Origin of the sequence: Fontivita pretiosa (genome assembly GCF_050410795.1) — a bacterium.
Lineage (GTDB): Bacteria > Planctomycetota > Phycisphaerae > Tepidisphaerales > Tepidisphaeraceae > Fontivita > Fontivita pretiosa.
This window is the reverse complement of sequence record NZ_CP191258.1, coordinates 3,202,492-3,216,217: the sequence shown is the minus strand read 5'-3', so window position 1 is coordinate 3,216,217 and position 13,726 is coordinate 3,202,492. Positions and strand designations below refer to the sequence as shown.

Here is a 13,726-nt window from a genome sequence, read left to right as displayed (position 1 = left end):
GCCCGCTGCATCTGCCCTCCTCCATCACGCCTGTCAATCTGCGAAGATTTTTCCGTCTGCGAAGACTTTTCCGTCTGATCGGAGCCATGATTCCTGCGGGGGACCTGAGCAGACCCGTCGCCTGCCCGGCCGCCGGCCCGCCAATCCAATTCCCGCCACAGCGACCCCAATGGCCGCGCTTGCCTCCGGAATCGCTGTTCCGTGGATCTGCAGGTACATGTTCCCCGCCGGAAATCCGCCTCCCTCCCAGGTGAACAGCTCGGTGCCTGAAACGATCCCGTTGCCGTCCTCATCGCATCCGAACAGCGCGTCGCTGCTTCCGAGCGTCACCGGCACATCGCGGAACAGATGATTGATCCCGGCCAGCGGCGTGCTCGTGCCGGGCAAGACGAAATCGATCATCACGCCCCAGTCGTTGTCGGCGAGCAACACACCTCCGCCCGGCAACAACAGCAATCCCGTTTCATTGGCGCCGGGCTGCGCAACGATGCTGAAGCGATACTCCGGGCCAATCGGCCCGCTGTGAACCGCTGACGTCACAGGAATCACGTCGTAGTTGACGGTATCCCAGAAGCGCACGAGCACATCGGCGGCCAGCGGCCGCTGCGCCGGGTCGGTGTTGTGATAACCGATGTTGATGGCGGTGATTTGATGGGCCGCGGACGTGGGGAAACGACCATCCTCCAGAACCCAGGCGCGGATATCGCTTGAAAAGATGTCCGGTGAGTCGATGCCCAACCCCCGGTTGTCGAACAGCACGTCCGCCGAGGCGATCGAGCCGGCCGCCGCCAGCGTCACCATCGCCAACATGCACTTGCCCGGCTGGTTTTGCATATCGATAGACTCCTCTTGCCGCACCTGTCAGTGTCGGCGGCAGTTGCAAAGGCCCGCACCACGGCGTCTGTTCAGTCTGCACCAAGCTCACCCGCAGGCAACCGCAAATGCCGCCACAACCGAGTTGCCGGACCTGATGGCATGCGGCCTGTAGTGACTTTTCCGACTTGACCCACCCGCCGGTTACCGGACGGACTGCGGCGCATTGATTCGCCCGGCGCGGCTGCTATAAACCGCCTGCAAATCATCGGAATCTACGGAAAGGCAAAGGCACGGATGCAGCAAGCCGCTCGAGCACAGCGTGGCGGACACAAGCCCGCCGGCAAGGACGCCAACGGCAAGACCTCGTCGTGGCACGGTGCGATGTTGGGGCTGCTGGTTGTGCAGATGGTGCTCGTATCGTGTCAACCGCGTAAAGCGGTCGAATCCGATGAGTCCTCTGCTGTGCCTTTTTCCATTTCTTCGGAGCCGACGACGAGCGTGTTCAAGTTCCCCAGCCAATCTGCGACCCAGCGGATTCGACTTGGCCAGTCGGTTCAGCATCGTCCGATTGAATTGATCGTGCTGGAGGGCGATCCGGAGGATGCGGTGCTGGTGATCGGGGGCATTCACGGGGATGAGCCGACCAGCGTGGACGTGGCGCGCGGCCTGGCGGAACTGCTGGAAGCACAGCCGGCGCTGCGTTGCGGGCGACTGGTTGGCCTGATCGTCAACGCCAATCCGGACGGCCTGGCAGCGGGCACCCGCGGCAATGCCCGTGGCATCGACCTGAATCGCAACTTTCCCGCGTCCAACTTCAAGCCTGGGCTTGGCGGACGATATCGCGGCGGGGATTCGCCGCTGAGCGAACCGGAGAGCCGCGTCATCGCTGACGCGGTGGCGCGCATTCGACCCAAACTGCTGATCTCGATCCACTCGATCGGGTCGGGAAGACACTGCAACAACTACGACGGTCCGGCGCGGCACATCGCGCAGGAGATGAGCCGGCACAACGGTTACCCAGCCACCGCGACGATCGGGTATGCCACGCCCGGCAGTCTGGGCAGTTGGGCGGGCAAGGACCTTCAGATTCCGATGATCACGCTGGAGCTGCCGCGTCGCCTGGACGGCGTGCACGTCTGGGCCGAGAACCGCCGCGCCCTGCTGGCGGGCATCGCCATCCGCACCCCGAAAAAGACTCCCGACCCCTTAAAATAAGGGGTCGGGAGTCTTTTTCGATCTGAACAGGGCATCTCCATCGCTTCGGCCATGTCAGGCAAGCACTTGCGCCTCCTGAGCCACCTGTCACGGCCCGCCCCTGGCCCCTGTCACTGTCAGAACATCGCCGCTTCTGTACTACAGCAGGTCAGTCACCAACACTCACAAGGAGATGCCCATGTTCCAGTCGCTTGAGTCACGACGAATGTTCAGCAGCAGCGCAATCGAACCGGTGCTGTTCGAGCCGGTCCCCTCGCCCACACCGGATACGGCCATCGCGATCCGACGAACGTTCCTGTCCAGGTTCGATTACACCAACGACGTGCCGGACATCTGGACAGCGCCCAATGAACCAGCCGCGGATCCTGCCGCCTCGCAGGAACTCTAAGGCTGTGCCCGGGATTCCCGGGCCGCGACCCCGGCCGCAACCGAGTCATCGCTTGCGCGCCGGGCGGAACAGTAGACAACCCCGAAGTTCGAAAGTCCGGCGCGTGGATTGGCGGCCGGGTGCCGTTGCGATACACTTGCCTTCGCCCATCCGTCTGTGCCGTCGCTGCCGCCGCACACAAGGAGCCCGCCATGTCATCAGCACCCGATCCGGCGGATACGCTGTCCACGCGCAGCTCCATGTTTGCGCGGCTGGTGCATGGCGAGCGGCAGGTGCGGGAGCACGCCTGGACAGAGTTCAAAAATCGCTACGCGCCGATCATCGAACGATTCGCGCGGCAACTGGGCGTGCGAAGCAGCGACTGCGACGACATCGTACAGGATGTTCTGGTGGGATTCGTATCGTCCAGCCAAACCTTCAGGTACGACCGCTCCCGCGGACGGTTTCGGGGATTTCTCAAGGCCTGCGCCCGCAGCGCGCTGATCAAGCGCGTCGGGCAGAACGCCAGGTTTCAGGGCGTGCCGCTGGAGAATCTGGATCCGGACGATCCGGCACTGGCCCGGACCTGGGACGATATCTGGGACACCGAACACCTGCGGCTGGCGCTGACGCAGATCAAGCGTCAGTTCCGTGGCGAACCCAAAACCTTCCGCGCCTTCGAGCTGTACGTCCTGCACGAGCGAGACGCCGACGAGGTCGCGCGCGAGCTGGGCATCAGCGTCAACAGCGTGCATCAGGCCAAGACGCGCATCGCACGGCTGCTCAAGCAGCGATTGCGCGAGCTTGAGGAGGCACAGTCGTGATCACTCCGGGGGGCTGGTGCCCCAGGTCGCTTGCGCGCCTTCGCCTCCGGGCGGCCGAGACGGTACATTGGGCCGACCATGGCTCAACTGTTTTGTCCGTTTCCGAAAGACTTTCTATGGGGAGCCGCGACGGCAGCATACCAGGTTGAAGGTGCGGCCAACGAGGATGGCCGCGGCCCTTCGGTGTGGGACACGTTCTGTCGCCGACCGGGCGCCATCGCGATGGACCACACCGGCGACCGCGCCACCGATCACTACCACCGCTACAGGGAAGATGTGCGGATCATGAAGGAGCTGGGGCTGAAGGCGTATCGCTTTTCGGCGTCCTGGCCGCGCATCTTTCCCGACCACACCAAAACGCCGAACCCCAAAGGCGTCGATTTCTACAAGCGGCTGTGCGACGAATTGCTGGCTGCGGGCATCCAGCCGTGGATGACCCTGTTTCACTGGGACCTGCCACAGTGGTGCGAAGACCGCTATCGCGGCTGGGAGTCCAAAGACTGTGCCCGCGACTTCGCGGACTACGCCGCGTTCATGGCCAAAACCCTGGGCGACCGCGTCGTCGGGTTCATGACAATCAACGAGTTCGGCTGCTTCCTGGATAAGGGCTACCAGCGCAGCAGGGAGATCTTTGCCCCGGGCAAGGTCGTGTCTCGAAAGGTCCTGAACCAGGCGAGGCATCACGCGGTGCTGGGGCATGGACTTGCGGTGCAGGCGATTCGGGCGTCAGCGCCAAGGGCAGTGAAGGTGGGCCTGGCGGAGAACATCCCCAACATCGTCCCGCTGCTGGAACATGAGCAGCACATCGCCGCCGCCAAAGAAGCCCTGCGCGAGATGAGCGGCATGTTTCTCACGCCGATCCTTGAAGGCCGCTATCATCCCAACTACCTGGCCGACCAGGGCGCCGACGCGCCCGTGTTCAGCGACCAGGAGATGAAGACCATCGCCTCGCCGCTGAATTTCGTCGGGATCAACCTCTACGCCCCGATTCATGTCCGGCACGATCCCAACGCGCAGCGCGGCTGGTCGATCGTCGCCTGCGACGAGCACTACCCGCGCATGCACATGCCCTGGCTGACGATCGGCCCGGCGATCCTGTACTGGGGTCCGCGGCTGCTCAGCGAAATCTGGAACGTGCGCGAGATCTACATCACCGAAAACGGCTGCGCCTATCCCGATCGACCAAACGAGCACAATGAAATCCTCGACACCGCACGCGTGATGTACCTTCAGCAGCATCTGATCCACGCCCACCGCGCCGTGGCCGAGGGCATTCCGCTCAAGGGGTACTTCCTCTGGAGCCTGCTGGATAACTTTGAGTGGGCCTGCGGCTACACCAGGAGATTCGGGATCTGCTACGTGAACTACGAGACGTTCGCGCGCACGCCCAAGCTCAGCGCGCAGTTCTATGCGGATGTGATCCGGCGAAATGCCGTAGGCGGCTGATGTGCAGCCACGGTTAAGCGCAGTTGAACAAAGATCGTGCCTGGTGCACGTTCATCTGTGTGCATCTGCGTTCATCCGTGGTTCCCTCCATTCGATCGTCGCCACCACGGGATAGTGATCGGACGGATACCGCCCGTTGTCATGCCAGCGGTCGATGCCTGCATCGATCGTTTGAAAGTGTGGCGTGTGGAAAATGAAGTCAATCCGCCGGCCGTCGGTTCGGCCAGTGAAGGCGTGCCAGGTCGCCTCATCGCGCTTTGGCTCGGGGTGGACGGCTCGGTAGGAATCGATCCATCCTTCGGCCAGCACGCGGCAGGCCGCGGAGTCCTCCTCGACATTGAGATCGCCCATGATGATGCCGGGCAACTGCGTGTCGCCGCCGCCGAGCTCGGCGAGTTTCCTGCGGATCAGTTTTGCGGACTCAAGCCGTGCGACCTGGCCGACGTGATCCCAGTGCGTGTTGAGCACGAGCAGTTGGCGATCGGCGTGAAGCCGGTCGCGCAGCTTGACCCACGTGGCCATGCGTGTCAGGGCCGCGTCCCAGCCAACGCTGCCGGGCACATCGGGCGTGTGGCTGAGCCAGAAGTGCCCGTGATCGACCATCTCGAATCGCTGTCGCCGATAGAGGATCGGGCAGAATTCTCCGCCGCGCCTGCCGTCGTCGCGTCCTGCGCCCACGAAGCCGTAGTCCGGCATCCGGGCGCGCAGCTCGTCGGCCTGGCTCGCAACGGCCTCCTGCGCGCCGAGGATGTCCGGGTCCAGCCGCCCAATCGCCCTGAAGAACAACTCGCGACGATGGATCCAGTTGTTCTGAGCGTCGTCGGCGGTGGCGCAGCGGACATTGAAGCTGACAACGCGGAAGCTCGGCATAGATTCAGGCGGTTATACTTTGCTGTCGGCATGCATCATAACGACGACATCGCCTCATTACTCAACTGGCTGGACGCACAGCAGGACGAGATGCTGCGGCTGGTGACGCGCTGGGCGCAGATCAACTCCGGCTCGCACCATCTCGCGGGGCTGACGCAGCTCAGCGCAGATGTGCAGAAGGAATTCGAATCGCTCGGCGGGCAGATCAGCCGGATCGAGCTTCCCCCGGCCCAGTCCATCGACTCCGCCGGCAACGTCGTGCGTGAGCCGCTGGGTCAGGTGATCCGGATCGTCAAGCGTCCGGACGCGCCGCGTCGGGTGCTGCTGAACATCCATCTCGACACCGTCTACGGTCCGCAGCATCCGTTCCAGCAGGTTCAGCGCATCGATGATCGCACGCTGCGCGGCCCCGGCGTGGCCGACGCCAAGGGCGGGCTGGTCGTGATGCTCTTTGCCCTGCGCGCGCTCGAGCAGAGCGAGCTTGCGCCGCAACTTGGCTGGGAGATCCTGCTCAATCCCGACGAGGAGATCGGATCGCCCGGATCCGGGCCGCTGCTCACGGACGCAGCCAGCCGCCACCGCATCGCGCTTTGTTTTGAGCCGAGTCTGCCCGATGGCTCGCTGGTCAGCGCCCGCAAAGGCTCGGGAAACTTCACGCTGGTGGTCCGCGGCCGCGCGGCGCACGCCGGACGCGATTTTCATCTCGGGCGCAGCGCGATCGTGGCGCTGGCCGAGTTCATCACCAGACTCGACGCCCTATCTCGCAACCTGCCCGAAGGCGTGACGATCAACTGCGGGCGGATCGAGGGCGGCGGCGCGGTCAATGTGGTGCCGGATCTGGCCATCGGACGCTTCAACGTGCGAGTCACCGAGCCGGCGCAGGTTTCCGTTGTCGAGCGGCTGTTGCGCGAGCTTGTCAATGAGCTGAACCGTCGCGACGGCATCCGTGCCGAGCTTCATGGCGGGATGCACGCCCCGCCGAAAACGCTGGATCCCGGCTCGCTGGCGCTGCTGGAGCTGATCCGCGACTGCGGTCGCGAACTGAACCTTGATCTGAAATGGCAGCCCAGTGGCGGCGCAAGCGACGGCAACCGACTGGCCGCCGCGGGACTCGCCGTCGTCGATACCATGGGTCCGCGTGGCGGCAACCTGCACAGCGATGCCGAGTTCCTCCTTGTCGATACCCTGGCCGAGCGCGCCAAGCTCACGCTGCTGACGCTGGTTCAATTGGGTCGATCCGATGCGTTCGATCTCCTGCCGTGATGCCAGGCGATGGTTCAGGCATATCGCCCGTAGTGAGCCACGCGATCGATGATGAACTGATAGGTCTGCCAGCTTACCTGCGGCGGGACGGAGTGGTCGGAGTGATACGCGTAGCCGCGCGTTTGCTTGCCGGCGGCGAGTTTCGTCGCGATCTCGGCTTCGATCCTGTCCAGATCGTTGGTCATCATCACCATGACATCCACATTGCCGAAGAACACGAGCTGCGAGCCGTAACGGGGACAGAGCTGGCGGATGTCCATCTTCGCCTTGGCCTCCAGCGGCTGAAGCGCGTCGAACCCGGCCTGAAGGTACAGATCGATCACCCCGTTTACGTTTCCGTCGGTATGATAGATGAACTTCATGCTGCGCGCGTGCGCCCAGTCCGCCAGCCGCTTGTGGTCCGGCCAGATCAACTCGCGATACATCGCCGGCGAGCACATCGTCGAGTGGTTGAAGGCCATGTCCCCGTAGATCCACAACCCCTCGGGCTCGATGCCGGTGCCCATGGCCAGCTCGAAACTGGCGATGATCACGTCGGTGAAGGTTCGTGAGACATCGCGAACCCACTCCGGCTCGTCGGCCATGGCCATCAGCGTGATTTCATCGCCCATGAGCGATCGGGTCTCCTCGAAGCTCTCCACACCGCACAGACAGCACCAGCGACCTTTCTGGCGTCCCAGCGTGTGGCTGCGCTTCACGGCGTCCAGATCGATCTGCGGTCCGGCCGACAGCAACGCCGGCTTGAAGCGACGGTACCAGACATCCGGGCTGTTACACTCGAAGCCCAGGTGCTGCGGCGTGCCGCTGCGGTCTCGCCAATAGCGGCACAGCTTTCCATTTCCGTCCAGGATCACCTGCGTCTGCTCATCCATCGACACGATCTTCGACTGCCCGGGGAAGCACACCGGCCACACCCAGCCCAGCGTCTGAAAATCGCTGTCGAGCAGATCAAGCACGGTTTGAGCGTCGCCGTTGAGTCCCTCGCCCTGCCAGCGGCGGATCGTGTCCGGCCAGAAGGACTCGTGGCGAGGCACGCGGTCGTGCTCGCGCCGCTGAAACATCCTGTTGACCCGTTCGCGTCCGGTCATAGCCTCATCTCCGCTTGGTTGACGCTACTGGCGATACGGCTCGATCGCCTGCGCCAGGTCTTCGGCATCGGATTCGTCGATGCCGTTGACGCTGACATACACGCCCTTGCCGCCGATGGCGTCCAGCAGCGGGATCACCTGCTGCTTGGACAGGTTGGCCACCCAGACCGACTTGCCCGCGCCCAGGATCCGCCGATACAGCTCGTACCAGTGCGGGTCTCCGCCGCCGGGTGATTTGGGGTCGGGCGTGAATTCGATCGCATCCAGGTCCTCAATCTCAAGCAACAGGTCCAGGTGAATCAGCGCCTGCGCGCCGTCCACGTGGAACATCGACCAGTCCAGATAGGCGCACTGTTCGCGAAGGTATGGCACGACGAACTCGGCGAACATCTGCGGCGAGAACATCGCCGCCGTGTCGCACTGGCACAGCCCGGTTTTCCCTTCGCCCCACAGCATGAAGTACCCGAAACACATGCTGCCGTCGTCGAGCTTGACGATGTCGTACATGCGATCGAACGCCTGAACATAGGCATCCTGGATTTCGCGCAGGCGTCGATGCACCAGATCAGGGGATTCGAGCATGTCCATCAGCAGCTCGGCGGTGCCGCGCAGCTCTGCCAGAACATCGATCCCACCCAGCAGCGCCGGCATGCCGACGAAGTAGTTGCCCGCAGCCAGCTTCACGGTTTCGCGGACGATGGTCTCGAGCTGCCGCACCTGTGGATGGTCCGGATCAAACCGCAGCGGCGGATGCGACTCCAGATCACTCATGCACGGGCGATACCAGACGTTGTTGGGGGCGTACTCGGGCGTGGCACCCAGGTAGGTGGCCAGCGGCAGCGTCCCGACGTGCGGCCAGGCGGCGGGCAGGATGTCCGCCGGCCAGACCCGCCGCGACATCTTGTATCGTGTGTGTCGGGCGATGTAGTCGGCGTCGGTGTGCCGCTGGGCGATGCTCTGCGGCGCCGGCGGCTCGGGAACATCCGCATGAGCGCGGCTGGTCGGCAGCCCCGGCCCCCACGAACCCAGCACCAGCCCCCGGCGACGCCACCAATCCTGAAAATGCGCCCGTGTCTGAGGCCAGTTGGACTTCCACAATTGCGACATCGAATACAGCTCCTCTTGAAAACAGGAGAAGATAGTCGCCTTTGCCTCAAATTGCGACTGCCGCCGCTGACACGCGAGCAACATCGCTGCGTGCTGAAAAAAAAGAGCATGCCCCCGGACAAGCTGGAGACCAGTCGCACAGCCGCCCTATGCTTCTGGCGGCGATCTGCCAGCGAAGACGCAGACCATGAGGCCGATCACACTGGCAATCATCACCTGCCTGGCCATGTCATGCGCCGCGGGCTGCGAGCTTCGGGAGACTTCGCCCCCGGCCAACAACGCCACCACCATGAGCTCGATTCAAAAGATCCAGCGAGGCGATGACGAGTGGCGAAAGCTGCTCACGCCCCAGCAGTATCACGTGCTTCGCGAGAAAGGCACCGAACCGCCGTTCCGCAACGCCTATTACGACAACCACGAACGCGGGATGTACCTGTGCGCAGGGTGTGAGCTGGAATTGTTCAGCTCGGCGGACAAGTTCGACTCGGGCACGGGCTGGCCGAGCTTCACCAGGCCCGTCGCGGCGCCCAACGTCCAGACCCCGCCGGATGCGGATGGGATGCGCACGGAAGTGGTGTGCGCCCGTTGCGGCGGGCATCTCGGGCACGTGTTTGAAGACGGCCCGCCGCCCACCGGACTGCGATATTGCATCAACTCCGCTGCCTTGAAGTTCCGCCCGGGGCAGTGATTCGGTTCCCCTCGGGCTGATTGGTTGCGGCGCAAATACACAAATAAGAGGGGCAGAAGAGCCTTCGCCAGACTCTTCTGCCCTGTGCCTTTGAGCCATCGGCCCTGATCGGCTACTCGTCGTTTGTCGGGCCAACCGCAATCAGCCACAGCTTCGCGAAGTTCATCGTCTGCTGTTTGGTCAAACCGTTAGCCTGGAGGTTGTACACGGCCTTGGAGGTCGTGGGCAGCGGTCGGCCGTCCGGATCCTTCAGGACCGATCCACCGAAGTTGTCCACGTAGTCGATGGTCCCGGTGATCGCGGGAATGTGCTTGTCCACCGCGAAGATCGCGTCTTCATCGGGGATGTTGGCCACGGCTTCTTCCGGGGCGGCCTTGGTGTGTTTCTCCTCGTTGAAGCGGAGATTGAACTCGTATCGCCCCTTGCCGTTGCTGGCGCGATTGGGGTCTTCCACCCACTTGATCGTTCCGGTGATGGTGTCGTTGTACTCCTTGCCGTCGAACACGTACGACATCCGCAGGTTCTTGGCGAAGTAGTTGCCGGTGGCGCGATCATAATCCAGGCTGCCGTTGACCACGCAGCGGGTGTAGCGGCCCTTGTCCGGTCCTTCAGCCAGGATCAGGCCGTCGAAGCGCATCGGATCGGCCTGGTATTTGTATTCCACGGTCTTGCCCTGGACGGTGCGCTTGAAGGTTTCCCAGTTGAGCTTGGTCTTGTCCTCGGGCTTGCCGTAGAAGCGTCCGCCGAACTGGTCGGTGAATGCCTGTCCGACATCGATGGCGATTCGCATGGCCCGCTGGGGATCTCCGGCGCCGTCGAGGATGAACGCTCCGGTCTGCTCATCCACCGGCATCACGCCGATCCAGTTGCCCACAGTCTTGGGCCCCGAGCGCAACAGCGCCACCCACTTCAGGTCAAAGTCATACTGCGGCTGCTGGACCGTGCGAATGCGGAGCTGCTTGATCCGCGGCTGGCGCGTGATCTGCCCGACGATCTGGCGGTTGCCATTGATCGTCAGGTTCACGCTGTACACGTCCTTCACGCCCTTGCGGGGCGCACCGTCCTCCGTGCCGGCGGCGGTGCGCGTGTTGAAGGTCATGTTCATCTCCCCCTTGATCGCGTCCGCCGGGGCCATGTTCGTGTCCGCGGCGCTACCCGACGGCTGCTCCTGCGCCCTCAGCCAGGGCCTCTGCGGCAGCAGCATCGCCGCCAGACACGCCACCAGCGCGGCCACCAGCCGCACGTTTCTTCCCTTTGCAGTGGTTGCCAACGTCCTCATGACAGATCCTCCGTTAAGGTGATTCATCATCCGATCAAACCCGATGTTTCAAATCCACGTCAATAACTGAAACTCACGCCGGCGCGGCCCACGATCTGAAAGCTGTCGCCGCCGTTTGATTCCTCGGCGCTGTCGGCCAGCATTTGCACATACTCGGCGCCGGCGAACAAGGACCAGTTGTCGTTCAGCGGACAGGTCGCGGCGATGCCCGCCGACGCATAGCCCAGCACTTCGCCGTCACCATTCTCGTCGGTGTAATACTCGTCGGGCGTCAACCCCAGCACCAGCGGAAAATCGATCCGCAAGCCTTCGATCTGCGGAATATCCAGGCCCGGAGTCAGACTCAGCTCAATGTAGGTGTTTTCCTCGCCCGTATCGCGGTTATCGATCTCGAAGTAAATGCCTATCGCGGGATTCAGAAAATCGCCGTGACTGAGGGTCAGGCCGACTTCGTGAATGTCGTCAAAGGCATCGGCCGGACTGTTGTACAGCGTGTAGATGAACCCCAGAGAGAAGTCGTGTGGCAGGGCCAGGTCTATCCCCGCGTACAGATCCACTTCGTTGACCCATTCCGGCTCGCCGTCGGCGGGCGCGTCGGTCAGGTTTGCCCAGATGCCCACGTACGGCGCCACCTCGACTCCACCCAGCTCGCTCGTGTACGTGATCGTCAGCTCCGGCTGAAACAGAAAATGATCCTCCTCGATCACGTACCCGCGGAAAACATAAGAACTGGGAATGGTCAGCACCCCGCTGAAGCTCAGCGGTCCGGCCTGATCAGCTTCTTCGGCCGGGTCCTTCGCGGCCTGTTGTCCCCGTGTGATTCCCGTCAGCACAACCAGCGCAAATACCGCGCACGTCGCGCGAAAGTGGTTCATTCAGGCGATCCTCCCGATGCAAAACATGTCGAGCATGTCGAACATGTCAGTTCCCTGTAAGCGAACGGACTTGACAGCATACGCTCGCGCCGCGATCAATGCACGTTACAACCTCGTGGCTTGCTCATAACCGCCCGCCACATCGCGCTTGCCCCAGCAGGGTCTGCCGCCCAACAATGCAGGCATGAACCCCACACCTCTCTGCCTGCTGATCGCGTCGCTGTTAGCCTCTGCCTCTTTGGCCGCCGCCCAGGAGCAGACGAAGGTCGCGCAGATTCCGGCCTCGGCGGAAACGGCGCAGCAGCGATTGAAGGATTCCCCGAGGCACGGTGAGTGGGTTGATGTGCCGCTTGCCGGTTCGGATATCAAGATTAAGACCTGGGTGGTCTACCCCGAGCGAAAGGACCCGGCGGGCGTGGTGATCGTGATCCACGAGATCTTCGGACTGACGGACTGGGTTCGCGCCGTCGCCGACCAGCTTGCCGCCGATGGCTTCATCGCCGTGGCGCCAGACCTGCTCAGCGGGATGGGGCCCGGCGGCGGCGGGACCGAATCGCTGGGCGAGAAGGTCCGCGAGCAGATCCGCAACCTCACGCCCGATGATCAGCACAAACGACTCGATGCCGTGCGCGACTATGCTCTGGCCCTGCCCAGCACCAACGGAAAAAGCGCCACTATTGGCTTCTGCTGGGGCGGCAGCGCCAGCTTCGCCTATGCCACGCGACAGCCGGCGCTCAACGCCGCCGTCGTCTACTACGGATCGGCCCCGAAGGATCCGGCCGAGCTGGCCAGGATCCAGTGTCCCGTGATCGGCTTCTATGGAGGAAATGACAACCGCGTGAACGCCACACTCGACCAGACCACCGCGGACATGACCAAGGCCGGCAAGACGTTCATCAAGCACATCTACGAGGGCGCCGGGCACGGCTTTCTGCGACAGCAGTCCGGGCAGAACGGCGCCAATCTCAAGGCATCGCAACAGGCGTGGGAACAGACGCTGGCGTTCCTGAACCAGCACCTGAAGTGACGGCGGATGCACGCTACCGTCGTTGCGCCAGTTCGATTCGCGCCCTCGCCCGCGCCAGACGCCGCTGTCGCTCCTCGTAGCTGGCCTGATCGGTGATCCGGCGGGCTTCAGCTTCCGCCAGTTCGGCACGGGCGCTTTCCACGTCGATGTTCGCCGCGGGCGTGGCTTCCTGGGTCAGGATCGTCAGCCGATTGTCCTTCATCTGCGCCACGCCGCCCTCGACGTAATAAAACCGCTTCTGTCCGTTGGGCAGGTCCAGGCGCATCTCGCCCAATCCCAGCTTCAGCAGCAGCGGCGCGCGATCGGTGAGGATGCCGACTTTGCCGTCATGCCCCGGAACAATCGCCTGCGTGATCGGCTCATCCAAGACCTGCTGTTCCGGCGTGACGACGATGCATTGGAATGCCATAGCGCTGTTTCTCCGCGGATTGATCAACCCGATCGCCGCGGCATTTTACGAACCGGGCAATTCCGGTCAAACCACGGTTGATAGCATTCGCCAACTCGTGGCACGGGCGTCCCGCCCGTCGTTTATACCCATCTCGGACCACCCGCGCTTTTCGCTCAGACCCCCAGGTGCGTGCGATGAAGGCCCAGACGAGCCAACTGTGGCATGGCCGTCCCGGCCATGCGCGGTGCACTCGAATTCGAAAGTCTGATCTCGGCTCTTCATCACTTCATGCCGCTCAGCACAGGCCCGATGCCCGTGCAAGCGGGCAGCGCGCACGGAAGGCCCGTGCCACACACAAACACTGCTGGAGGGGTCTGTGGCACCCCATCAATTTGGACGACGCACGCCAGCCCGTTACGCCCCGTCAACGCACAGATCAAAAGCCGCGAATCAAAAGTCGGAATTCGCAT

At 63.2% G+C, this 13,726-nt stretch carries 14 protein-coding genes; 7 read left to right on the top strand and 7 right to left on the bottom strand.

Annotated elements, in window-relative coordinates:
* Nucleotides 1-33 precede the first annotated feature (33 nt).
* Complete coding sequence (locus tag ACQS5P_RS12960; protein WP_428937037.1) at nucleotides 34-834, bottom strand: hypothetical protein; 801 nt, start codon at nucleotides 832-834, stop codon at nucleotides 34-36.
* A 276-nt stretch (nucleotides 835-1,110) separates the two neighbouring features.
* Here ACQS5P_RS12960 and ACQS5P_RS12955 point away from each other — a divergent pair, with 276 nt between their 5' ends.
* From ACQS5P_RS12955 to ACQS5P_RS12940, 4 genes are all read left to right on the top strand, one after another.
* Nucleotides 1,111-2,031 (top strand): M14 family zinc carboxypeptidase, encoded by a 921-nt coding sequence (locus tag ACQS5P_RS12955; RefSeq protein WP_428937036.1) that lies wholly within the window; start codon nucleotides 1,111-1,113, stop codon nucleotides 2,029-2,031.
* Nucleotides 2,032-2,209: 178 nt separating this feature from the next.
* Complete coding sequence (locus tag ACQS5P_RS12950) at nucleotides 2,210-2,419, top strand: hypothetical protein (protein WP_428937035.1); 210 nt, start codon at nucleotides 2,210-2,212, stop codon at nucleotides 2,417-2,419.
* Nucleotides 2,420-2,610: 191 nt separating this feature from the next.
* Nucleotides 2,611-3,222: a sigma-70 family RNA polymerase sigma factor gene (locus ACQS5P_RS12945; protein WP_428937034.1), complete on the top strand. Its 612-nt coding sequence runs from the start codon at nucleotides 2,611-2,613 to the stop codon at nucleotides 3,220-3,222.
* 78 nt (nucleotides 3,223-3,300) lie between these two features.
* The gene (locus ACQS5P_RS12940; RefSeq protein WP_428937033.1) at nucleotides 3,301-4,668 is read left to right on the top strand and encodes a GH1 family beta-glucosidase; all 1,368 of its coding nucleotides are present in this window, start codon (nucleotides 3,301-3,303) and stop codon (nucleotides 4,666-4,668) included.
* Between the two features lie 51 nt (nucleotides 4,669-4,719).
* On the opposite strand, the gene ACQS5P_RS12935 is transcribed toward ACQS5P_RS12940, so the two are convergent.
* A complete protein-coding gene (locus ACQS5P_RS12935) occupies nucleotides 4,720-5,538 on the bottom strand; it encodes an endonuclease/exonuclease/phosphatase family protein (protein ID WP_428937032.1) in 819 nt (272 codons plus the stop codon).
* A gap of 30 nt (nucleotides 5,539-5,568) precedes the next feature.
* Here ACQS5P_RS12935 and ACQS5P_RS12930 point away from each other — a divergent pair, with 30 nt between their 5' ends.
* Nucleotides 5,569-6,801, top strand: a complete 1,233-nt coding sequence (locus ACQS5P_RS12930; protein WP_428937031.1) for a hydrolase — start codon at nucleotides 5,569-5,571, stop codon at nucleotides 6,799-6,801.
* Between the two features lie 14 nt (nucleotides 6,802-6,815).
* Here ACQS5P_RS12930 and ACQS5P_RS12925 read toward each other — a convergent pair whose 3' ends face one another.
* Both ACQS5P_RS12925 and ACQS5P_RS12920 read right to left on the bottom strand, forming a co-directional pair.
* The gene (locus tag ACQS5P_RS12925; RefSeq protein WP_428937030.1) at nucleotides 6,816-7,889 is read right to left on the bottom strand and encodes a uroporphyrinogen decarboxylase family protein; all 1,074 of its coding nucleotides are present in this window, start codon (nucleotides 7,887-7,889) and stop codon (nucleotides 6,816-6,818) included.
* A 24-nt stretch (nucleotides 7,890-7,913) separates the two neighbouring features.
* Complete coding sequence (locus ACQS5P_RS12920; protein WP_428937029.1) at nucleotides 7,914-8,996, bottom strand: hypothetical protein; 1,083 nt, start codon at nucleotides 8,994-8,996, stop codon at nucleotides 7,914-7,916.
* 187 nt (nucleotides 8,997-9,183) lie between these two features.
* Here ACQS5P_RS12920 and msrB point away from each other — a divergent pair, with 187 nt between their 5' ends.
* Nucleotides 9,184-9,684 (top strand): peptide-methionine (R)-S-oxide reductase MsrB, encoded by a 501-nt coding sequence (gene msrB, locus ACQS5P_RS12915; RefSeq protein WP_428937028.1) that lies wholly within the window; start codon nucleotides 9,184-9,186, stop codon nucleotides 9,682-9,684.
* A gap of 112 nt (nucleotides 9,685-9,796) precedes the next feature.
* Here the strand turns inward: msrB and ACQS5P_RS12910 are convergent, their stop codons facing one another.
* Nucleotides 9,797-10,963, bottom strand: coding sequence for a hypothetical protein (locus ACQS5P_RS12910; protein ID WP_428937027.1), 1,167 nt, complete (start codon nucleotides 10,961-10,963; stop codon nucleotides 9,797-9,799).
* A gap of 59 nt (nucleotides 10,964-11,022) precedes the next feature.
* Nucleotides 11,023-11,838 carry a TorF family putative porin gene (locus tag ACQS5P_RS12905; RefSeq protein ID WP_428937026.1) on the bottom strand — a complete coding sequence of 272 codons (816 nt, stop codon included), beginning with the start codon at nucleotides 11,836-11,838 and terminating at the stop codon, nucleotides 11,023-11,025.
* Between the two features lie 184 nt (nucleotides 11,839-12,022).
* Between ACQS5P_RS12905 and ACQS5P_RS12900 the strand changes: the two genes are divergently transcribed.
* Nucleotides 12,023-12,865 carry a dienelactone hydrolase family protein gene (locus ACQS5P_RS12900; protein WP_428937025.1) on the top strand — a complete coding sequence of 281 codons (843 nt, stop codon included), beginning with the start codon at nucleotides 12,023-12,025 and terminating at the stop codon, nucleotides 12,863-12,865.
* A 13-nt stretch (nucleotides 12,866-12,878) separates the two neighbouring features.
* On the opposite strand, the gene atpC is transcribed toward ACQS5P_RS12900, so the two are convergent.
* A complete protein-coding gene (gene atpC, locus ACQS5P_RS12895) occupies nucleotides 12,879-13,274 on the bottom strand; it encodes an ATP synthase F1 subunit epsilon (RefSeq protein WP_428937024.1) in 396 nt (131 codons plus the stop codon).
* Between the last annotated feature and the right edge of the window lie 452 nt (nucleotides 13,275-13,726).